Raw genomic sequence first — 20008 nt, forward strand, 5'->3', positions numbered from 1 at the left:
GTATAACATACGTTTTACCCCACAAACATACATACTTTTCCCACCACCAAGCTTACATTTTTTATTATTAACAAATTTCGATAAAAAATGAAAAAACTAATTGCAGAATTTATTGGTACCCTTTGGCTGGTACTTGGTGGTTGTGGTAGCGCCGTGCTTGCTGCTGGATACCCAGAACTAGGAATTGGATTTGCAGGCGTTGCTTTAGCCTTTGGTTTAACAGTCCTCACCATGGCTTATGCTATTGGGCATATTTCTGGTTGCCATTTAAACCCAGCTGTTTCAATCGGTTTATGGGTTGGTGGACGTTTTGACGGTAAAGACCTTTTACCATACATCATCGCTCAAGTTCTTGGAGGTATCGCTGGAGCAGGTATCTTATATTTAATTGCTACTGGTAAAGACGGGGCTTCTATAGGGAGTTTTGCTGCCAATGGTTATGGAGCACACTCTCCAGATGGTTATAATTTAACAGCTGCACTGGTTACAGAAATTGTGATGACATTTATGTTTTTAATTATCATCTTAGGAGTTACCCACAAAAATGCTTCTAGTGGATTTGCTGGAATAGCTATTGGATTAGGCTTAACTTTAATTCATCTTATTAGTATTCCCGTTACCAATACTTCTGTTAACCCTGCTCGTAGTACAAGTCAGGCTCTATTTGTTGGAGATTGGGCTATGGGACAACTTTGGTTGTTTTGGGTTGCACCTATTATTGGTGCTGCAATTGCTGGTATTGTTTACAAAATTATAGCTCCAAACACCGAAGAATAACATTCAAAAAATAATACTATATGAAGTCCCTCTTTTTAAAATTGGGACTTTTTTTTATTAGTTTAATGTAGTATCTTAGTACTTTACACACTATTCCTCCTTATTACTACAAATTATATTTTCTATTTATTTATATAAATGAGACCGTTTTACAATAGGTTTTATTCATCTTATTAATTAAATAAATTAGATGCCTAACATGTCTTTTAAAAAAGTAATAAAGATAAACACATGAAAAAAATTGTAATAGCATTATGCTTTTTGTGCGGAATTTCAAGCTTTGCACAAAATAATCAATCGGTAATAGATTCTGCTGCCATTAATATTATTGACAACATGGGGGCATACATAGGCTCCATAGATGCCTGCACCCTTACTCTTGAACGTTCCACAGACTATGATGGCTATTATGGATTAGAAAAACACTTTTATACGGATAATATTAGTATGATTGGTCCAAATAAAATGCTAGTGCAAACAAGAGGCACACAACATAATAAAGACTATTACTACAACGGAACAAAGTTTGTTTACTATTCTGTAGATGAAAACAATTATTCTGTCTTAGATGCCCCAGATAATATTATTAAACTCATTGATGGGTTTCATAAAAAATTTGATATCCGTTTTCCAGCTGCCGATATATTCTACCCCAGCTTAACAGATGATATGATTGAAAATTTTAGTAATATAATTTATATGGGGAATGATTATATAGACAATGTGTTGTGCTATCATGTGCTAGCTTCAAATAATAAATTGAATGTTCAATTATGGATTGAAAATGATGAAGACCCACTCCCAAAAAAAATGGTAATAATTCATAAAGATGGCAACCACAACCAATACGAAGTAACCTTTAAAGATTGGGTTATCAATCCTGAAATTGATGATACTATTTTTAATTTCTATCCGCCAGAAAATTCTAGAAACATAGATATTATGGCTAAAGCTGAATAATTCATTCTTTATACAACACTAAAGTTAAAACACATGAAAATTCAAATAAAACATATAAATTATAGCAAAATAGCTTTCTTTGCTTTATTGCTAATCTTCCCAATAACAATAGAAGCTCAACGCTTTGGTCATGCCGCAAGTATGAGTCGCCCACACACTGCATCTCGCCCTTCGGCAGGGAGACAACCTATTAACGGTGGGTTTCATAAACAACCTAGTAGAAACATCCCTAGTACCAGACCCGCTACTAGACCTAGTAGACCAACAACTACGTCTCGCCCATCTACCAGACCTTCAACTGGCAACAGCTCTAGATCTACGGTAAACAGGCCTAACAACAACAATTCAAGACCTAATCATAATGGAAACTTATCAAATTCAAATGTTGTTAACAGACCGCATAATAACAATAATAATAATGTAAACATCAATGTAAATCGTAATAATAACGTTCACATTAACAACCGTCATACAGTAGTAAGACCAAATCCTAGACCTTATTACAGGCCACCATATTCCTACGGAGGTTTTCATTATTATGCATACCACCCATATTATTACCATCCATTTACCCCTTTTTACTGGGGACCTATTTGGCATCCATGGGGATTTTTCGTAGCCTCATTAGCAACAACTGCTATTATTATTTCTGTTGAAAATGAACAATATCACTATGATCAAGGGAATTACTATGTTAAAGAAAAAGATGGTTATACTGTTGTACAAGCCCCGGTAGGTGCTACTATAAAAGTTCTTCCAGATGGTTATGAAACTGTAAGTACTGGAGATAGCACAAACAATTATTATTACGGTGGGGCTTATTACGAAAAAGATAGTGATGGTTATACTGTTGTTCCTCCAACTGCTGGAACAGTAGTAGAAAACTTACCAGAAGGCGCAGAAGAAGTAAGAATTGGAGATCAAACCTATGTAAAATATGGAGAAACTTACTATCAACCTGTAAAAATTGATGGTAAGAATCAATACGAAGTTGCAGAAGTTAAAGAAGAATAGTCTTAATAATTTCTTTATTTTTATTGCCTCGTGGATAGTATATCACGAGGCAATATTTTTTTAATATTATGAATTGGATACTCTTAATTATAGCAGGACTTTTTGAGGTTGGATTTGCTACATGCTTAGGAAAGGCAAAAAATAGTACTGGGAATGAAGCTAGCTATTGGTATCTCGGGTTTTTAGTGTGCCTAACAATTAGCATGCTTTTATTAATGAAGGCTACCCAAACACTCCCCATAGGAACAGCCTACGCCGTTTGGACAGGAATTGGAGCGGTAGGAACCGTATTAGCTGGGGTTTTTCTTTTCAATGAACCTGTTGATTTCTGGCGCTTATTCTTTATTTCAACTCTAATTATTTCTTTAGTAGGTTTAAAATTTGTTTCGCATTAAATCCCATTTTTGTAACTTCGGAAAAAAGAAAATTTATCCAAAATGAAAAAACTATTTTTACTACTTACTTTCCTAACAACACTTGCTATAACAAGTTGCAATTCCTCATCAAATAAAGATATGATTACACATACTGTGTTCTTTAAATTGAAGCATCCAAAAGGATCTGAAGCTGAAAAGATTTTTATCGAAAAAGCAGTAGCACTTAAATCCATTCCAACCGTTTTAAATATGACAAGCGTTAAGGAAATTGGTAAAAAGAACGATTTTGAATGGGGCTTAACTATGCAATTTAAAAGTCAAGCAGATTATGACACCTATAGCAATCATCCAGACCATGTAGCATTTGTAGAAAATGTATGGAAAAAAGAGGTTGTAGATTTTATGGAGATTGATTATGTAGTTAACATAATAAAATAAACTAAAACAAACTCATAAAAAAGGAGGCTACATTTTTAAAAATGTAGCCTCCTTTTTTATATTTTTAAAATTACACTGCTGGCTTACCATACAAGTCAAAATCTCCCGCTTCTTCTACCAAAATATCAACATATTCCCCAGTTTTTAAATAATACTGAGACGCATCTATTAACACCTCATTATCTACATCTGGAGAATCAAACTCCGTACGTCCTACAAAATAATTCCCTTCTTTTCTATCAATTACACATCGGAAAGTTTTCCCTACTTTCTCTTGGTTTAACTCCCATGAGATTTGCGATTGGATATCCATTATTTCTGAAGCTCTTTGTTGCTTTACCTCTTCAGGAACGTCATCTTCTAAATTATACGCATGCGTATTCTCTTCATGACTGTAAGTAAAGCAGCCTAAACGCTCAAAACGCATTTCGCTAACCCATTGTTTTAAAGTCTGAAAATCTTCTTCTGTCTCTCCAGGATACCCAACAATTAATGTTGTTCTTATAGCCATTTCTGGAACAGCGGCTCTAAAATCTTGAAGCAACTTTGTTGTTTTCTCCTTTGTAGTTCCTCGTCGCATCGACTTTAAAATAGGATCGGCAATATGTTGTAAAGGAATATCTATGTAATTACAAATCTTAGGTTCGTTTTTCATTACTTCCAAAACATCCATTGGAAATCCTGTAGGAAACGCATAATGTAAACGAATCCATTCAATCCCTTCTACTTTAACCAACTCCTTTAACAAGTCTGCTAAAGCTCTTTTTTTATATAAATCTAAACCATAGTAAGTTAAATCTTGCGCTATTAGCACTAACTCCTTAACCCCATTGGCAGCTAAATTGTTGGCTTCTTTGACCAAATTTTCAATCGGAGTACTTATATGTTTTCCTCTCATTAAAGGAATAGCACAAAAACTACAAGGACGGTCGCAACCTTCAGCAATTTTTAAATAAGCATAATTTTTAGGAGTTGTAGTCATACGTTCCCCAATAAGCTCATGCTTATAATCTGCTCCAAGTGCTTTTAACAGACTTGGCAATTCTGTAGTACCAAAATACTGATCTACATCTGGAATTTCTTTTTCTAAATCTGGCTTGTAACGCTCACTCAAACACCCTGTAACAAACACTTTATCTACTTCTCCTTCCTGTTTTTTTTCTAAGTACTCAAGGATTGTATTTACACTTTCCTCTTTTGCATTATTTATAAATCCACAGGTATTTATCACTACAATATTCCCTTCCTCTTCATGAACAACCTCTTTTCCTCCTGCCTTAAGTTGCCCCATAAGTACTTCACTATCATATACATTTTTAGAGCATCCTAAAGTCACAACATTAATCTTATTCTTCTTCAATGATTTTGTTCTCATAACAACCGATTTCTTATTTAAATTGAAAGATTTTCTTTAATAGATACATCATCTAAAAACAAAAAATCCATCATAAAATGCTTATTTTAAAACAGTGGGCAAAATTACAACTTGGAAGTGTATAAAACGAAGATAATTCGAGTTAATATTAATTTTAACCTAAAACTTCTTGTAAATACGGGATTAAAGTAGGCTCATAATAGCGTAATGCAGAAAGAAGAACTACACAAACCACCAAATAATACCAATTATACTTTTCAGTTTTCATAATCCAAAAACCTATAAAAGCGATAATAGCTAAAAAGATTCCTACAATTAAATTTGGAAAAAGCCACATCCCATTTATAATAGCATAACATTTAACTGCAGCATAAAACATACAGTAATAAGCTATTATTTTGGTAACGGTTACAAGCGTTCTATTTGGCATTAAATTTTATTGCTTAAAAAATGAATCGACAAATTCATACTTATTAAAAACTTGTAAGTCTTCAATACCTTCTCCTACACCAATATATTTTACAGGAATTTTAAATTCATCGGAGATTCCAATAACAACGCCACCTTTTGCAGTACCATCTAATTTGGTTACTGCCAGAGAAGTAACTTCGGTTGCTTTTGTAAACTGTTTGGCTTGCTCAAAGGCATTTTGTCCTGTAGAGCCATCTAAAACCAAGAGAACATCATGAGGAGCATCTCCAACCACTTTCTGCATAACGCGCTTAACTTTTGTAAGCTCGTTCATTAAATTTATTTTATTATGAAGTCTTCCTGCTGTATCGATAATTACAACATCTGCATCTTGATTTACGGCAGATTTTAAGGTATCAAAAGCTACAGAAGCAGGATCGCTCCCCATTTGTTGCTTTACAATAGGCACCTCTACTCTATCTGCCCAAACTTGCAATTGGTCTATAGCGGCAGCTCTAAAAGTATCGGCAGCTCCTAAAACCACCTTTTTTCCTTGCTTTTTAAATTGATACGCTAATTTCCCTATCGTTGTGGTTTTTCCTACGCCATTTACCCCTACTACCATCAACACATAAGGTTTTTTATTTGCAGGAATAACAAATTCTTTTTCTTCTCCCGAATTAGTTTCCGATAATAATCCAGCTATTTCTTCTCTCAGAATAAGATTCAACTCTTCTGTACCAAGATATTTATCTTTAGAAACACGAGCTTCAATACGCTCAATAACTTTAAGTGTAGTATTAACTCCTACATCACTTGTAACCAAAACCTCCTCAAGATTATCTAGCACTTCGTCATCTACTTTTGACTTCCCTGCTACTGCTTTTCCTAACTTGGAAAGAAAACTTGATTTAGATTTCTCTAGGCCTTTGTCTAAAGTTTCCTTCTTTTCTGATGAAAATATTTTCTTAAAAAAACTCATTTTACAACGTATACGTTAGTTGACGGACTATAACCAACCCTTTTGGTTATGAACTCCAAAGATATAAAAACAAAAGGCTACTTTCTATACGAAAGTAGCCTTAATATATAATAAGTTGTGAACTTCTTATTTTGAATTTAACCAGTCATTAACTGCTTCTGGAGTCATTACAGCTTCTACAAAAGTGTAAGCGCCAGTTTTCGGAGACTTAACCATTTTAATTGCTTTGGTTAATCTTTTTGAACTTGTCTGTAAGGATGCTACTGTCTTCTTTGCCATGGCTTATTATTTTATTTCTTTATGAACAGTCATTTTCTTAAGAATAGGATTAAATTTTTTAATCTCTAATCTATCTGGTGTATTCTTTTTATTTTTCGTAGTAATGTAACGAGATGTTCCTGGTTGCCCAGAAGTTTTATGCTCGGTACATTCTAAAATAACCTGTATTCTATTACCTTTCTTTGCCATCTTTATATCTTTTTAACGGATTATTAATTACTTAATAAACCCTTTTTCTTTAGCTTCTTTTAAAACCGCAGTAATACCTTTCTTGTTAATAGTTTTTAACGCAGATGTAGATATTTTAAGCGTAACCCAACGATCCTCTTCAGGAAGGAAGAAACGTTTTTTGATAAGATTCGCATCAAATTTACGCTTGGTTTTGTTCATTGCGTGAGAAACATTATTTCCCACCATCGCTTTCTTTCCAGTAAGTTCACAAACTCTTGACATTCTTCTAAAACTTTATGTTATTTAAAAACAGGGTGCAAATTAACGAATTTTTCACTTGTAAGACAAGTAAATATGCTATTTTTTTAAAATTTCTTTGCAAAGAATTTCAAAAGCCTTGTTAACTGCCTTATTTATTACCTTCTCCCGATGATTCCCAAAATTAAATTCTTCTGAAATCACTCCTTTTGGAGTAGCAATTGCTATAAAAACTGTTCCTACTTCTGCATTAGAATCGCCTTTTGTAGGCCCTGCATTTCCTGTAGTGGCAATTGCATAGGTAGATTTAAAAAGTTTTTGCGCACTCAATGCCATTGCCTCAGCAACTTGCTTACTTACAACAGAATGGCGTTCTACCAAAGCTTTATCCACATGCAAAACATCTATCTTTGCTTGCGTGGCATAACTTACTACACTCCCCTTAAAATAAGCGGAAGAACCAGGGATTGCTGTAAAAGTTTCTGCTATTTTTCCTCCTGTACAACTTTCGGCTGTAGCAACGGTTTCATTATTTTGTTTCAGTAATTTCCCTGCTACTATTTCCAATACACTATCCTCCTCCATTCCGAAGAAAATATCATTTATCAACGGATTTAATTTTTCAATTTGGCTCTTTACTTCAGAATCTAAAATATCTTTATCCGTTCCTTTGGCTGTAAGTCGTAATCTTACCTTTCCTAAATTCGGCAAATAAGCCAATCTTATAAATGGAGGGAGATTATCTTCCCAGGCCTCTATTCGTTCTGCTAAAGCACTTTCTCCTAACCCATAAGTAATTATAGTTTTATGTAAAATATAGGGGCGCTCATATTTTTCTTGGATATTCGGAATTACAGCTCCCGTAATCAACGCTTCCATTTCATAAGGCACTCCAGGTAGAGATATAAAGGTTTTACTCCCCTTTTCCAACCACATTCCAGGCGCAGTTCCAAAGTTATTTTTTAGCACTCTTGCTTTAGAAGGAACTAAGGCTTGCTTTCTATTTAAATCGGAAATTGGGGTAGAGATATATTTTTTAAACAAATGCTCCACATGCGCTAACACAGTAGCATCTTCTACCAACTCATCATCAAAATATTCGCAAATGGTATGTTTTGTAATATCATCTTTTGTAGGTCCTAATCCGCCAGTAATTATAATAATATCCGCTCTTTCTTCCGCTTCTTTTAAAGCCTCTAGAATATGCTTTTTATCATCTTGAATAGAGGTGATTTGATATACAGAAACTCCAATAAGATTTAATTGCTTAGCTATAAAAGCTGAATTGGTATCTATAATCTGACCTATGAGAATCTCATCGCCAATTGTAATTATCTCTGCAAACATGACTATCTTAAATACGCTTTGAACTCAGAAAATGCATTTTGTAATTCTGATTCCGCTTCTTTTAAAAGACTGTTTATTGCATCAATATCTTTATCTCCTCGCGCATGCCCTTCCATTGCCAACATATGCTCTCTCACAGTTTCAATTCCTAATAAATCTGCATTAGGCTTTATTTTGTGCGCAAATTGGTAAATTAAGTCAAACTCTTTATTACTTACAGATTTTTGCAATTTTGCTAGGTCTTCGGGGGTTTCCAACAAAAAAGTCTCTATCACGGAGGCATTAAACTCATTGTCTCCACCAGATAGTTCGTTTAGTTTGTCTAAGCTGTATTTCATTAGTTATTATTGTTTCTTTATATAGATATCAAAGCGAATTAATTATACATTATTTCACTTTTATTGAAAACATTTTTTGTTGGTTTAAAAAGCCTTCTAACTTATCATTTGATGCAACTTTTCCTACTCCAGCAGGAGTTCCAGTAAAAATAATATCTCCAATTTTAAGTGTAAAATACGTGGAAATATACGAAATTAACTCATCTACTTTCCATAACATTAAAGAAGTATTTGCATTTTGAGCTACTTCTTCGTTCTTTATTAAGCTAAAATCAATATTATTAATAGAAGGTAGTTTCGTTTTATCAATCCATTTTCCAATTACAGAAGCGCCATCAAAACCTTTTGCCTTTTCCCAAGGCAATCCTTTTTCTTTCAATTTAGCTTGTACATCGCGAGCTGTAAAATCTATCCCCAAGCCTACTTCCTCGTAATATTTATGTGCAAATTTCTGCTCGATAAACTTTCCTACCTTGTTAATTTTCACCAACACTTCTACCTCATAATGTACATCATCTGAAAAATCTGGAATATAAAAATCATGACCATTTTTCAATACAGAGCTATCCGGTTTTATAAAAATTACTGGATCTGTTGGTTTTTCATTCTTCAACTCTTCAATATGGTCGGTATAATTTCTACCAATACAAATAATCTTCATTCTTAAGACTACTAATTTAATTTATTATTTAGCTTACGCAATTTTATAGCTGTGAGTACTTTTTTGGTATACAAAGGAAAATCTGCATTTAGGAGCCAGCCAAAATAACCTGGTTCTTGTTCCATAACATCTTCCACTCTTTTACCTTTATGCTTCCCAAAAGAAAAAGCCTCTTCTCCATCTTCATTAAAGATAATAAATCCAGCAAAATCTGCGGTTTGTTTCCTAGTAGTAAACTCACTTAAAAACTTCATATTATTCTCTAAATCATCTTTATAACGATCCAATTGCGATTTTAGAACCTCATAGGTTGCATTGGTATCTGCTTCTGCTGTATGCGCATCTTCTAAACTCTTACCACAGTAAAATTTATAGGCAGCAGATAGGGTACGTTGTTCCATTTTATGAAAAATAGTTTGCACATCTACCGCAACCCGACTTCCCATATCAAAATCGATATCCGAACGTAATAATTCTTCTGCCAATACAGGAATATCAAATCTATTAGAATTATAACCCGCCAAATCGCTATCCTTAATCATATTATAAATAGTTTTAGATAACTCTTTAAAAGTAGGCTCATTAGCTACCTTTTCATCGGTAATTCCATGAATTGCAGACGATGCTGGTGGAATTGGCATCTCTGGATTGACCAGCCAAGTTTTACTTTCTTTATTTCCGTTTGGAAATACTTTTAATATTGATATTTCTACGACTCTATCTCTAGCTACATCAATTCCTGTAGTTTCCAAATCGAAAAAACAGATAGGTTTAGATAAATTTAATTCCATGATTTTATTTTGAAATTATAAAATTAGGGATTGAAAAAATAAAACCCTGAGTTTTCAGGGTTTTATTTTTTCAAAAGTTTATTTTCTTTATATTTCTTTATCGCCATCCCAAGCTTCGAGATACTCAGCAACTCTTTGTATGAATTGTCCTCCTAAAGCTCCATTTACTACACGATGGTCGTAACTATGAGACAAGAACATTTTATGTCTTATTCCTATAAAATCGCCTTCTGGAGTTTCAATAACTGCTGGTACTTTTCTAATGGCACCCAACGCTAAAATAGCAACTTGAGGTTGATTAATAATAGGAGTTCCCATTACGCTTCCAAAAGTCCCAACATTGGTTACTGTATAAGTTCCACCTTGGATTTCGTCTGGCTTAAGCTGATTTACACGTGCACGCCCTGCAAGGTCGTTTACACGCTTTGCCATTCCAACTAAATTTAACTGGTCTGCATTCTTAATTACTGGAACAATTAAATTCCCGTCTGGAAGCGCAGCCGCCATTCCTAAATTAATATTTTTCTTTTTGATGATTTTATCGCCATCAACAGAAATATTAATTAGCGGAAAATCTTTGATGGTTTTAGCAATTATTTGCATAAAAATTGGCGTAAAAGTAAGCTTCTCTCCTTCTCTTTTCTGAAACTCATTTTTTACTTTGTTTCTCCAATTCCAAATATTTGTTACATCTACCTCAATAAAGCTCTGTACATGTGCAGAAGTTTGAACACTCTGCACCATATGATGCGAAATTAATTTCCCCATTCGAGTCATCTCAATTACCTCATCTTGCCCATTTACAGAAACTGGAGATGCTTGTACTGTTTGTCCTACTGGAGGTGTAGGCTTGCTTTGCGACTCTACTTTTTTAGTAGGTTCTGGAGCTACAGATACTGGTTTAGTACTTGAAGCTGAGCCTCTATTTTCTAAATACTTTAAAATATCGTCTTTAGTAACTCGCCCATCCTTTCCTGTACCGCTAATAGTTTCTAATTCTCCTAGACTTATATTTTCTTCTTTAGCAATATTTTTCACCAAAGGAGAATAAAATCTTTCAGAATCATTAAAATCTGCTACTGGTGCAGAAACACTTTCTTTTATTGCTGAAATATTGTCTTCTAATTCATTAACAGACGTTCCATTCACTTCTTCTTTTTCTGTTTCTACAGCTGTTGAAGCGCTTTCCTCTGAAGCTTCTTTAACATCTTCATTCTCTCCTTCTGTTTCAATAATAGCCAGGACATCTCCAACTTTCGCAACAGCATCTACTTCAAAAAACTTCTCTACTAAAACTCCATCTACTTCACTTGGAACTTCAGAATCTACTTTATCGGTTGCAATTTCTAGTACCGCCTCATCTGCTTCAATGGTATCACCTACTTCTTTTAACCAAGAAGTTACCGTTGCTTCTGCGACACTTTCCCCCATTTGTGGGAGTTTTAATTCAATTCTTGCCATATCAATAATTTGTAGCTATTTTAAGTTGCTTATTTTGCGAAAATAATAAAAAATAAGCTTTTTCGTTATTAATTTTTCTTTATAATATCATAATTCTACGTTAATCACTTTTTAAAGAATTTTCAAAAGGTATTCTATGTAAAATACTTCTTCCTAAAGTAACCTCATCTGCATATTCCAATTCATCTCCAACCGCAATACCTCGCGCAATTGTAGATGTTACCACTTTATAAGGTTCCAACTGTTTAAAGATATAAAAATTGGTAGTATCTCCCTCCATTGTCGAGCTTAAAGCAAAAATTATTTCATCTACTTTTCCTTCTTTTACTTTTTCCACAAGGGTAGCAATATTCAAATCTAAAGGACCAATTCCGTCCATTGGAGATATTTTACCTCCCAAAACATGATAAATTCCACGGTATTGCCCTGTATTTTCAATAGCCATAACATCTCGGATATCTTCTACCACACACACCAATTTTTCTTGTCGCTTTGGGTTGGCACAAATTTCACATAATTCTACATCAGAAATATTATGACAGCTCTTACAAAACTTTACTTCTGTTTTAAGGGTTAAAAGTGAGGATGCCAAATTGGTAGTCTGACTTTCGGGTTGGCGCAATAAATGCAGTACTAAGCGAAGCGCAGTACGCTTTCCTATGCCTGGAAGCTGAGAAACTTCATAAACGGCACTTTCTAATAATTTAGATGAAAATTCCATTGTTGCGAAATTACAATTTTAAGTGTCATAAATAAATTTTATAACATAGTTTTGTATATTCATTTCAGAAAAAAATTACATGAAGCCTATTTATATCCTCCTAATCATTGCTGCTTACTTCGGAATTTTAATCTTAGTCTCCTTCTTAACAAGCAAAGATGAAGAAAGTAATGATAACTTTTTTAAAGCAAACCGACAATCGCCTTGGTATATTGTAGCCTTTGGGATGATTGGCGCCTCTCTTAGTGGGGTTACTTTTATTTCTGTACCCGGCTGGGTTGAAGAGTCTAAGTTTGGTTATATGCAGGTTGTTTTTGGCTATATTGTTGGGTATCTAATTATTGGAACTGTATTATTACCCCTATATTATAAACTAAACCTCACCTCTATTTACACGTATCTAGAAAAGAGATTTGGAAATAATAGCTATAAAACCGGCGCTTCTTTCTTTTTACTTTCTAGAATTGTTGGAGCTAGCTTTAGATTATTCCTTGTAGCCAATGTCTTACAAGTAATTATTTTTAATGAAATGGGCGTGCCTTTTTGGGCTACCGTAACGCTAACCATTATACTTATTTGGCTTTATACTTTTAAAAGCGGCATCAAAACTATTGTTTGGACCGATACGCTGCAAACTCTTTTTATGTTGATAGCATTAGGGGTTGCCATTGTTACTGTTTACAACGATTTAAATATTAGTGGCGAGACCATGGCAAATTATATTGCCTCAAGCGACTTATCTAAAATGTTCTTTTTTGACGATTTTAAAAGCGGAAATTACTTCTGGAAACAGTTTATTTCTGGAGCATTTATTTCTGTAGTAATGACAGGACTTGACCAAGATATGATGCAAAAAAATCTTACTTGTCGTTCTCTTAAAGATGCTCAAAAAAATATGTTCTGGTTCACAATTGTACTAACAGTAGTAAATTTTATTTTTTTATGTTTAGGATTGTTAATGACCGTTTACGCGCAACAGCTAGGTATTGATGCTCATAAAGACGATTTATTTGCTGTACTTGCTAAAGACTATCTAGGAATTGGCGTGTTTATATTTTTCTTAATTGGACTTATTGCAGCGGCATACAGTAGCGCAGACAGTGCTCTTACCTCTCTTACCACTTCATTTAGTGTTGATATTTTAAATATTGAAAAAAAATACAATGCTAAGAAACAGATTAGAATCAGAAAAAATATCCATGTTCTGTTTTCATTGGTTTTAATTCTAGTAATCATTGCCTTTAAATATATTATAAAAGACGAAAGCGTTATTGCTAAACTCTTTGTTTTTACTGGTTATACCTACGGTCCACTCCTGGGACTTTATAGCTTTGGACTTTTCACAAAACTTAAAGCAAACGATAAATGGGTGCCTTTTATAGCTATTTTATCTCCAATTTTAGCTTATGTAATAAGCACCTGGAGTAATACTCAGTTTGGATTTGATTTTGGTTTTTTTGTATTAATTCTCAATGGAGCTCTAACTTTTATAGGATTACTTCTTATCTCTAGTAAACCAACTTCAGCAGAAAAAGAAATTCTATTTAATACTGCCCAATAGAAAGCAAAACTAACGTACAAGCCACCTCATAATCAATATTATTTTTACGAAGCATTGCGTAAAAATCGGGGTTTTCTGTACCTGGATTAAAAATAATTCGGCTTGGATTTAAACCAATTATATACTCGTAATACTGTTCTTGATTTTTTGGATTTAAGTATAACGTAACGGTATCAATATTTTTATATTTTAAAAGCGCTGTATCTATTTCCACTCCTGCCACTTCTCCTTTTCTTAAACCAAATGCAACAACCTCATTACCAGCCGAAACCAATCTGTTTATCGCAATATTACTATATCTACTAGGCTTTAAAGAAGCGCCCATTACTAGTGTTTTCTTCATTTGTTAAATAATGTTAAAGATTTAATAAAGCTGTAACAGCTTGCTTAAACAGTCGTCAATTAGGTAACAGCTTAAATGAAATTAAACAAAAATCATCAATCAAAAAAATCAATCAATGAAACAATTCATTCTATGTTGCATGATAGCCTTATCAACTATCTTAAATGCACAAAACAGCGCTCCCAATACAAATTTTGCTAAGCTTGGGAGCGTTTCAGGAACTGTAATCGACAAATCACTTCAACAACCAATTCCATATGCTACTGTAGTTATAAAAAAAGAAGGAAATACAATTGTTGGAGGCATTACAAACGACGATGGTACTTTTGAACTTTCCAATATTGAAGAAGGATCCTATTTATTTGAAGTACAATTTATAGGATACAACACTTTTAGTAAAGCAATAACAATTTCAAAAGAAAATAGAAAAGTAGCCCTTGGAACTATTACTCTTGAAGAAAATATTACTGAGCTTGAAGGCGTAGATGTGGTTGCAGAACGCTCTAGTATTGAACAGAAAATTGACCGTAAAGTTATTAATGTTGGAAAAGATTTAACCACACAAGGAGCTACCGCTAGTGATATTATGAATAATATTCCATCACTAAATGTGGATCAACAAACAGGCGATTTATCTATGCGAGGAAATTCTAATGTTCGGGTTATGGTAGACGGAAAATTATCCAACGTCCCTGTTGCACAATTATTAAAACAAATCCCGTCAACATCTATCAAAAAGATAGAATTAATTACAAATCCTTCAGCAAAATATAACCCTGAGGGGATGAGCGGACTTATTAATATTGTATTGTATAAAGATGCTAATATTGGTTTTAATGGAAATTTAAATCTAGGGTTGTCTTATCAAGAGGAAGCTAAATTTAATAGTTCTATAGATTTAAATTACCGACGTGGAAAATTTAACTTTTACGGGAATTACGGAAACAATATTGGGAAATATGTGAACGATGGAAGAATAGAACGTTTTGACGATGAAGCATCTGCTAATTTTAATGAAAACCAGATTCAAAATTTTAATTTTTTCAATAATAACAAATCGCATTTATACAAATTAGGAGTTGACTTTTTCTTAGATGACAACAATACTATTTCTGTTTTTACAAATCAGAATATCTACGATGGAAAAGGCTCTGGAGACACAAGAATTACAAATATAGACCCATCGGTTGGAGACACACAACAATTATTTATAAGCAATAATTCCAACCAAAACGAACAATATAATTTTGATTATAAAAGAGATTTTGAGAAAGAAGGTCACAATATTGAATTGGAAGTGGATTACAGTAATTTTTCAGATGAAGAAAATGCAGATTTCAACTATTCTGGCGCAACAACTCAACCCGATTATTTAGATTTTGTTGATACAAGAAGACAACAGACTATTGCCAATTTAGATTATGTAAATCCGCTTTCTGAAAAGTCTAAATTAGAACTTGGAGTTGAAACTCGTAATTTTGAAACCAATGTAGATTACAATTCAACAGGATTTACTTTTAACAGTGGCGGACAACTCGTGCCTACCCCAAGTACAGAATTTATCTACGGAATGGATATCTATTCTGGGTATGCTACTTTTGGTCAGAATTTCGAAAAATGGAGCTATCAAGTTGGAGCTCGCTACGAAAATGTATCGGTTAAGGCAGACACTAATAGCGTTCGTAGTTTCACCGACAATTATTCACAATTATATCCTTCGGCTTTTGTAACTTATTCTCCTTCAGAAAAAAATCAGTTTCAAGTTAGTTATAGTAAAAGAGTAGATAGACCAGGACTTACACAGGTAAATCCTATTAGAGAATGGAGTACCCCAATTATTTCTTCTTATGGAAATGAAAGTCTAAAACCGCAATTTACAAACTCCTTTGAAACAAATTACACACGTAGATTGGAACACGGGAGTATTACTTTAGGGGTGTATTACAGAGCCATAAAAGACGAAATTAACAGAGCTTTATATATAGACCGATTGGATGTTTCAAAGCAAGTGCTTACCTATGATAATTTTGACGACACTGAAGCCTTCGGTTTTGAAATTTCAACAAATTATAAACCATTAGAATGGTGGAGCATTAACGGAAGTTTCGATTTATACTCGCAAACCCAACGTGGATTAACCGAACAATTAAACCCAAGCGACACCCCATCTGTGGATGATATTGTGGAAGAAAAAATTAAAGTTGAGAATGTGGCGTATAACGCTCGTTTGAATAATAATTTTACGATTACAAAAAAGCTCTCCCTTTCTTTATTTGGATTTTATAGAGGAGAAAACAAAGGAATTCAAATGAATGCACAACCCATGTATTTTGTAAATACAGGAGCACGTTACAGCTTTGCGCAAGGCAAAGGAACCTTTAGTTTAAATTTCAACGATATTTTCAATACTATGCAATTTAGATTTGAAGGAGAGCGTCCATACATGCAAGAAGGTGCTTTTAATTGGGAAAGCAGAACCATATTTGCTGGATTATCTTATCGATTTGGCGGTGGAAAAAACAGAAAAGTAGCACGTAAAAATAGAGACAATAACACTAAAGAAAGTAGCGGAGGTGGTTTCTAAAAAACCAACTCCCTCGAGGCAAGCCTACGAGCTACTCAAAGGAAAATAATTTAATCTGTTTCAACGTAGAGCCCTTCGGTTAACTCCAGGACAGGCTCTAGAAAATGAAACCCTCAATGAGGGATTTAATAGCGACGCATATTCTCATATAGTTGATGGTTAGTGTTATCTGCCCGCTATTAATAAAAGAAGCTGTTTTAAAAAGTAATCATTAGTTGTCAAACTGAGCTTATCGAAGTTTTAAACAACTAACACTCAAGGGCATCCTTCAACAAGTTCAGGATGATTTTAGAGTTTAGATTCTTTTTAGACAGCTTCTTGATTTTTTACATAATTGAATTGAAAATTCTAATAATCAAAACGTTTAAAAGCCTCTATGGCTGCATAATCCGACAATCCTAACTTACGGTAATGTGCTGCCGTTTTTTTATTTCTATCTTCTGCTCTAACCCAAAATTCTCGTAAGTCTTCTCCTTGAAATAAAACCCCATCTTTTTGAGTCTGATGGAAGAAAATAGCTTTTCGCTTTCTCAACACTTGGTCTGGACTCATTGGAACCGCCATATCTATCTCATGGATTTCCCATTCGTGCCAAGCACCTCTATACAACCACAACCAGCAATCGTCCATATAAGATTCAGACTTCAATTCGGCCATCGCTTTAAATACAGCATCCAAACATACTTTGTGAGTTCCATGCGGATCTGCTAAATCTCCTGCTGCATATACTTGATGTGGTTTAACTTCTGCAATTAAATTTTTTACAATATCAATATCTGCTTGCCCTAACGGACTTTTCTTTACAGCCCCAGTTTCATAAAAAGGAAGATTTAAAAAGTGCACCTGCGCATCTGGAACCTCAAAATAACGGGTAGCCGCAATAGACTCTCTTTTACGTATTAACCCTTTTAATTCTCTCACCTGTATCGGGTCAATCTCATTTTCTTTCTTCTGATTAATCCCTTCTACTACTGCTTTTAATTTTTCTAATTCTTCCCCCTGCGGAAGGAAATCCATTGCCACTTCAGCAAACTTTAAAGCATCGGCATTAGAAACAGCTATATTTCCGGAGGTTTGATATGCAATATGCACTTCATGTCCTTGTTGTACCAATCGGTCAAATGTACCTCCCATTGAGATTACATCGTCATCTGGATGCGGACTAAAAATAATAACACGTTTCTTTTCTGGAGATTTTCGTTCTGGCCTATTAGAATCATCAGCATTTGGTTTTCCTCCTGGCCAACCAGTAATAGTATGCTGCAATTGGTTAAACATTTCGATATTTAATTCATACGAAGAACCTTTTTCAGCAATTAAAGAAGCTAATCCATGTTCGTTATAATCTTTATCTGTAAGTTTTAATATAGATTTTTCTACTTTATCACAAAGCCAAACCACTGCTCTTTTAATCATTGGCGCTGTCCACTCCACTGTATCTACCAACCAAGGCGACTCAAATCTAGTAAGCATAGAAGCCGCTTCGGTATCCAAAACAAAAGTAGTATTTGGATGATCCTGAAGATAGGTAGCAGGAATCTGAGCTGTTTCTTCCCCTTCAATAGTTTGTTTTATAATCTCTGCTTTTTTATGCCCCCATCCTAAAAGCACAATTCGTTTTGCATTGGTAACCGTACCAACCCCCATTGTAATTGCTTTTTTAGGCACATTTTCAATCCCTAAAAACGAACTTGCAGCATCTTCTCTTGTTAACTGATCTAGCGTTATACTTCTGGTAGCCGAATTATAATGAGATCCAGGCTCATTAAATCCTATATGGCCCGTTCTACCAATTCCCAAAAGTTGGAAATCCAAACCACCACATGCTGCTATTTTTTCTTCGTAAGCCGCACAATAATCATTTACCTCCTCCTGTGAAATAGTTCCATCTGGAATATGAATTTGCGCTTCGGGAATATCTATATGATTAAATAAATTCTCATGCATGAAGTAATGATAACTATGAATACTACTTGGATTCATAGGTAAATATTCATCCAAATTAAAGGTGATTACATTTTTAAAACTCAACCCCTCTTCTTTGTGCATTTTTATTAATTCTTCATACACTCGAATTGGCGATGAACCCGTAGCAAGTCCTAAAACGCACTTTTCCCCTTTACTGTTTTTAGAGCGAATTAAATCGGCTATTTCTTTGGCTACAAGGTAAGAGGCTTTAGAAGATTTTTTAAAAACCACATTATGGATTTTTTCAAATCTACTATACTCATACGTTCCTACCTTGACATACTTAACACTTTGTACTTCGTCAGCGTTTGTTTTCATTGTCTTTACTTTTCTCTGGATGTATTAAAAATACTATTAAATAATAATTTCTACAATTTTAATTTGGTCAGTTTATTAAACACTTTCAAAAATAATTTACATTATTAATATCCCTGCGTTTTTATATGGCTGCAAGATACTATCGTTAGCGTCTATTTCTGTTACCAAGGTATTAATTTCCTCTAAGCCACATACACTATAATTTTGCCTAATGTTTAATTTATTTGAAGTTGCCAAAGCCACTACTTTGTCTGAAGCAGCAATCATGGCTTTTTTTACTAAAGATACTTCATACCCCTCATCGGTCAAACCATTTAATTCATTAATACTACTAACTCCTATAAAACAAATATCTGCCATTACTTGAGAAAGCGATTGCACCACATCGATCCCTACAGTAACCATCGATTTTTTATTGATCTTCCCTCCTATAAAAATAACCTCTACAGTTGGATGATCAGATAATTGCATAGCAATTGGCAAACTATAGGTATATACTGTTGCTTTTAATGTTTCTGGTAGTTGCTTTGCAAACATTAAATTTGTAGTTCCGCCACTTATTATAATTACCATTCCATCTTTCAATAACACTCCAGCTTTTTTAGCTATTGTATCTTTTTTATCCCTATTAAAGATAACCTCTTCATTATAATGATATAGTTTTTGAATAGTCGACACCGCTCCTCCATGCACCTTCATTACCAACCCTTTTTTATCGAGCTCATTTAAATCTCTTCGAATAGTATCCTCAGAAACATTTAGTTTTTGAGCTAAGTAGGTTGAAGTAACATTTCTATTTACCCTAACCTCCTCTATAATAAGATCTTGTCTTTCCTTTTTTTGCATACAAATTATAAATAACACGCTTTATTC

22 protein-coding genes are annotated in these 20008 nt (G+C 34.0%); 7 read left to right on the top strand and 15 right to left on the bottom strand.

What is annotated here, in order from left to right:
• Positions 1-87 precede the first annotated feature (87 nt).
• The 5 genes from aqpZ to JOOMADRAFT_RS10265 all read left to right on the top strand — a co-directional run bounded on the left by aqpZ (position 88) and on the right by JOOMADRAFT_RS10265 (position 3566).
• Positions 88-777: an aquaporin Z gene (gene aqpZ, locus JOOMADRAFT_RS10245; RefSeq protein WP_008613081.1), complete on the top strand. Its 690-nt coding sequence runs from the start codon at positions 88-90 to the stop codon at positions 775-777.
• Positions 778-1008: 231 nt separating this feature from the next.
• The gene (locus JOOMADRAFT_RS10250) at positions 1009-1737 is read left to right on the top strand and encodes a DUF2092 domain-containing protein (RefSeq protein ID WP_008613082.1); all 729 of its coding nucleotides are present in this window, start codon (positions 1009-1011) and stop codon (positions 1735-1737) included.
• A 33-nt stretch (positions 1738-1770) separates the two neighbouring features.
• A complete protein-coding gene (locus JOOMADRAFT_RS10255; RefSeq protein ID WP_008613084.1) occupies positions 1771-2751 on the top strand; it encodes a DUF6515 family protein in 981 nt (326 codons plus the stop codon).
• A 68-nt stretch (positions 2752-2819) separates the two neighbouring features.
• On the top strand, positions 2820-3146 hold the full coding sequence (locus JOOMADRAFT_RS10260; protein ID WP_008613086.1) for a DMT family transporter: 327 nt from the start codon (positions 2820-2822) through the stop codon (positions 3144-3146).
• 42 nt (positions 3147-3188) lie between these two features.
• Positions 3189-3566, top strand: a complete 378-nt coding sequence (locus JOOMADRAFT_RS10265) for a Dabb family protein (protein ID WP_008613087.1) — start codon at positions 3189-3191, stop codon at positions 3564-3566.
• A 70-nt stretch (positions 3567-3636) separates the two neighbouring features.
• On the opposite strand, the gene rimO is transcribed toward JOOMADRAFT_RS10265, so the two are convergent.
• The 12 genes from rimO to recR form a co-directional block, all read right to left on the bottom strand.
• Positions 3637-4941 carry a 30S ribosomal protein S12 methylthiotransferase RimO gene (rimO, locus tag JOOMADRAFT_RS10270; RefSeq protein ID WP_008613089.1) on the bottom strand — a complete coding sequence of 435 codons (1305 nt, stop codon included), beginning with the start codon at positions 4939-4941 and terminating at the stop codon, positions 3637-3639.
• 154 nt (positions 4942-5095) lie between these two features.
• Positions 5096-5371, bottom strand: a complete 276-nt coding sequence (locus JOOMADRAFT_RS10275; protein ID WP_008613091.1) for a hypothetical protein — start codon at positions 5369-5371, stop codon at positions 5096-5098.
• Positions 5372-5377: 6 nt separating this feature from the next.
• Positions 5378-6334, bottom strand: coding sequence for a signal recognition particle-docking protein FtsY (ftsY, locus tag JOOMADRAFT_RS10280; RefSeq protein ID WP_008613092.1), 957 nt, complete (start codon positions 6332-6334; stop codon positions 5378-5380).
• 126 nt (positions 6335-6460) lie between these two features.
• Positions 6461-6613, bottom strand: coding sequence for a DUF4295 domain-containing protein (locus JOOMADRAFT_RS19900; protein WP_008613094.1), 153 nt, complete (start codon positions 6611-6613; stop codon positions 6461-6463).
• Positions 6614-6619: 6 nt separating this feature from the next.
• A complete protein-coding gene (gene rpmG / locus JOOMADRAFT_RS10285) occupies positions 6620-6802 on the bottom strand; it encodes a 50S ribosomal protein L33 (protein WP_008613096.1) in 183 nt (60 codons plus the stop codon).
• A gap of 27 nt (positions 6803-6829) precedes the next feature.
• Positions 6830-7066 (bottom strand): 50S ribosomal protein L28, encoded by a 237-nt coding sequence (gene rpmB / locus JOOMADRAFT_RS10290; RefSeq protein WP_008613098.1) that lies wholly within the window; start codon positions 7064-7066, stop codon positions 6830-6832.
• 75 nt (positions 7067-7141) lie between these two features.
• Positions 7142-8389 carry a competence/damage-inducible protein A gene (locus JOOMADRAFT_RS10295; RefSeq protein WP_008613100.1) on the bottom strand — a complete coding sequence of 416 codons (1248 nt, stop codon included), beginning with the start codon at positions 8387-8389 and terminating at the stop codon, positions 7142-7144.
• A gap of 2 nt (positions 8390-8391) precedes the next feature.
• On the bottom strand, positions 8392-8727 hold the full coding sequence (locus tag JOOMADRAFT_RS10300) for an Hpt domain-containing protein (RefSeq protein WP_008613102.1): 336 nt from the start codon (positions 8725-8727) through the stop codon (positions 8392-8394).
• Positions 8728-8776: 49 nt separating this feature from the next.
• Positions 8777-9388 (bottom strand): fumarylacetoacetate hydrolase family protein, encoded by a 612-nt coding sequence (locus JOOMADRAFT_RS10305; protein WP_008613104.1) that lies wholly within the window; start codon positions 9386-9388, stop codon positions 8777-8779.
• Positions 9389-9399: 11 nt separating this feature from the next.
• Positions 9400-10179 carry a 3'-5' exonuclease gene (locus JOOMADRAFT_RS10310; protein ID WP_008613106.1) on the bottom strand — a complete coding sequence of 260 codons (780 nt, stop codon included), beginning with the start codon at positions 10177-10179 and terminating at the stop codon, positions 9400-9402.
• A gap of 87 nt (positions 10180-10266) precedes the next feature.
• A complete protein-coding gene (locus tag JOOMADRAFT_RS10315) occupies positions 10267-11640 on the bottom strand; it encodes a dihydrolipoamide acetyltransferase family protein (protein ID WP_008613108.1) in 1374 nt (457 codons plus the stop codon).
• 100 nt (positions 11641-11740) lie between these two features.
• A complete protein-coding gene (gene recR, locus JOOMADRAFT_RS10320) occupies positions 11741-12361 on the bottom strand; it encodes a recombination mediator RecR (protein ID WP_008613111.1) in 621 nt (206 codons plus the stop codon).
• Positions 12362-12440: 79 nt separating this feature from the next.
• On the opposite strand from recR, the gene JOOMADRAFT_RS10325 reads away from it, so the two are divergent.
• On the top strand, positions 12441-13922 hold the full coding sequence (locus tag JOOMADRAFT_RS10325) for a sodium:solute symporter (RefSeq protein WP_008613113.1): 1482 nt from the start codon (positions 12441-12443) through the stop codon (positions 13920-13922).
• On the opposite strand, the gene JOOMADRAFT_RS10330 is transcribed toward JOOMADRAFT_RS10325, so the two are convergent.
• Positions 13906-14265: a CoA-binding protein gene (locus JOOMADRAFT_RS10330; protein ID WP_008613115.1), complete on the bottom strand. Its 360-nt coding sequence runs from the start codon at positions 14263-14265 to the stop codon at positions 13906-13908. The two genes, JOOMADRAFT_RS10325 and JOOMADRAFT_RS10330, sit on opposite strands and share 17 nt — an antisense overlap.
• A 115-nt stretch (positions 14266-14380) precedes the next feature.
• Between JOOMADRAFT_RS10330 and JOOMADRAFT_RS10335 the strand changes: the two genes are divergently transcribed.
• Positions 14381-16849, top strand: coding sequence for a TonB-dependent receptor domain-containing protein (locus tag JOOMADRAFT_RS10335; RefSeq protein WP_008613117.1), 2469 nt, complete (start codon positions 14381-14383; stop codon positions 16847-16849).
• Between the two features lie 348 nt (positions 16850-17197).
• Here JOOMADRAFT_RS10335 and nagB read toward each other — a convergent pair whose 3' ends face one another.
• Positions 17198-19135 carry a glucosamine-6-phosphate deaminase gene (gene nagB / locus JOOMADRAFT_RS10340; protein ID WP_008613119.1) on the bottom strand — a complete coding sequence of 646 codons (1938 nt, stop codon included), beginning with the start codon at positions 19133-19135 and terminating at the stop codon, positions 17198-17200.
• 96 nt (positions 19136-19231) lie between these two features.
• On the bottom strand, positions 19232-19981 hold the full coding sequence (locus tag JOOMADRAFT_RS10345) for a DeoR/GlpR family DNA-binding transcription regulator (RefSeq protein WP_008613120.1): 750 nt from the start codon (positions 19979-19981) through the stop codon (positions 19232-19234).
• Positions 19982-20008 lie beyond the last annotated feature (27 nt).

The organism is Galbibacter orientalis DSM 19592 (assembly GCF_000260115.1).
GTDB lineage: Bacteria > Bacteroidota > Bacteroidia > Flavobacteriales > Flavobacteriaceae > Galbibacter > Galbibacter orientalis.

Excerpts from the sequence above, each read along its gene's own strand:
- aqpZ (WP_008613081.1), top strand. The coding sequence starts at position 88 with ATGAAAAAACTAATTGCAGAATTTATTGGTACCCTTTGGCTGGTACTT.
- JOOMADRAFT_RS10250 (WP_008613082.1), top strand. The coding sequence starts at position 1,009 with ATGAAAAAAATTGTAATAGCATTATGCTTTTTGTGCGGAATTTCAAGC.
- JOOMADRAFT_RS10255 (WP_008613084.1), top strand. The coding sequence starts at position 1,771 with ATGAAAATTCAAATAAAACATATAAATTATAGCAAAATAGCTTTCTTT.
- JOOMADRAFT_RS10260 (WP_008613086.1), top strand. The coding sequence starts at position 2,820 with ATGAATTGGATACTCTTAATTATAGCAGGACTTTTTGAGGTTGGATTT.
- JOOMADRAFT_RS10265 (WP_008613087.1), top strand. The coding sequence starts at position 3,189 with ATGAAAAAACTATTTTTACTACTTACTTTCCTAACAACACTTGCTATA.
- rimO (WP_008613089.1), bottom strand. The coding sequence starts at position 4,941 with ATGAGAACAAAATCATTGAAGAAGAATAAGATTAATGTTGTGACTTTA.
- JOOMADRAFT_RS10275 (WP_008613091.1), bottom strand. The coding sequence starts at position 5,371 with ATGCCAAATAGAACGCTTGTAACCGTTACCAAAATAATAGCTTATTAC.
- ftsY (WP_008613092.1), bottom strand. The coding sequence starts at position 6,334 with ATGAGTTTTTTTAAGAAAATATTTTCATCAGAAAAGAAGGAAACTTTA.
- JOOMADRAFT_RS19900 (WP_008613094.1), bottom strand. The coding sequence starts at position 6,613 with ATGGCAAAGAAGACAGTAGCATCCTTACAGACAAGTTCAAAAAGATTA.
- rpmG (WP_008613096.1), bottom strand. The coding sequence starts at position 6,802 with ATGGCAAAGAAAGGTAATAGAATACAGGTTATTTTAGAATGTACCGAG.
- rpmB (WP_008613098.1), bottom strand. The coding sequence starts at position 7,066 with ATGTCAAGAGTTTGTGAACTTACTGGAAAGAAAGCGATGGTGGGAAAT.
- JOOMADRAFT_RS10295 (WP_008613100.1), bottom strand. The coding sequence starts at position 8,389 with ATGTTTGCAGAGATAATTACAATTGGCGATGAGATTCTCATAGGTCAG.
- JOOMADRAFT_RS10300 (WP_008613102.1), bottom strand. The coding sequence starts at position 8,727 with ATGAAATACAGCTTAGACAAACTAAACGAACTATCTGGTGGAGACAAT.
- JOOMADRAFT_RS10305 (WP_008613104.1), bottom strand. The coding sequence starts at position 9,388 with ATGAAGATTATTTGTATTGGTAGAAATTATACCGACCATATTGAAGAG.
- JOOMADRAFT_RS10310 (WP_008613106.1), bottom strand. The coding sequence starts at position 10,179 with ATGGAATTAAATTTATCTAAACCTATCTGTTTTTTCGATTTGGAAACT.
- JOOMADRAFT_RS10315 (WP_008613108.1), bottom strand. The coding sequence starts at position 11,640 with ATGGCAAGAATTGAATTAAAACTCCCACAAATGGGGGAAAGTGTCGCA.
- recR (WP_008613111.1), bottom strand. The coding sequence starts at position 12,361 with ATGGAATTTTCATCTAAATTATTAGAAAGTGCCGTTTATGAAGTTTCT.
- JOOMADRAFT_RS10325 (WP_008613113.1), top strand. The coding sequence starts at position 12,441 with ATGAAGCCTATTTATATCCTCCTAATCATTGCTGCTTACTTCGGAATT.
- JOOMADRAFT_RS10330 (WP_008613115.1), bottom strand. The coding sequence starts at position 14,265 with ATGAAGAAAACACTAGTAATGGGCGCTTCTTTAAAGCCTAGTAGATAT.
- JOOMADRAFT_RS10335 (WP_008613117.1), top strand. The coding sequence starts at position 14,381 with ATGAAACAATTCATTCTATGTTGCATGATAGCCTTATCAACTATCTTA.
- nagB (WP_008613119.1), bottom strand. The coding sequence starts at position 19,135 with ATGAAAACAAACGCTGACGAAGTACAAAGTGTTAAGTATGTCAAGGTA.
- JOOMADRAFT_RS10345 (WP_008613120.1), bottom strand. The coding sequence starts at position 19,981 with ATGCAAAAAAAGGAAAGACAAGATCTTATTATAGAGGAGGTTAGGGTA.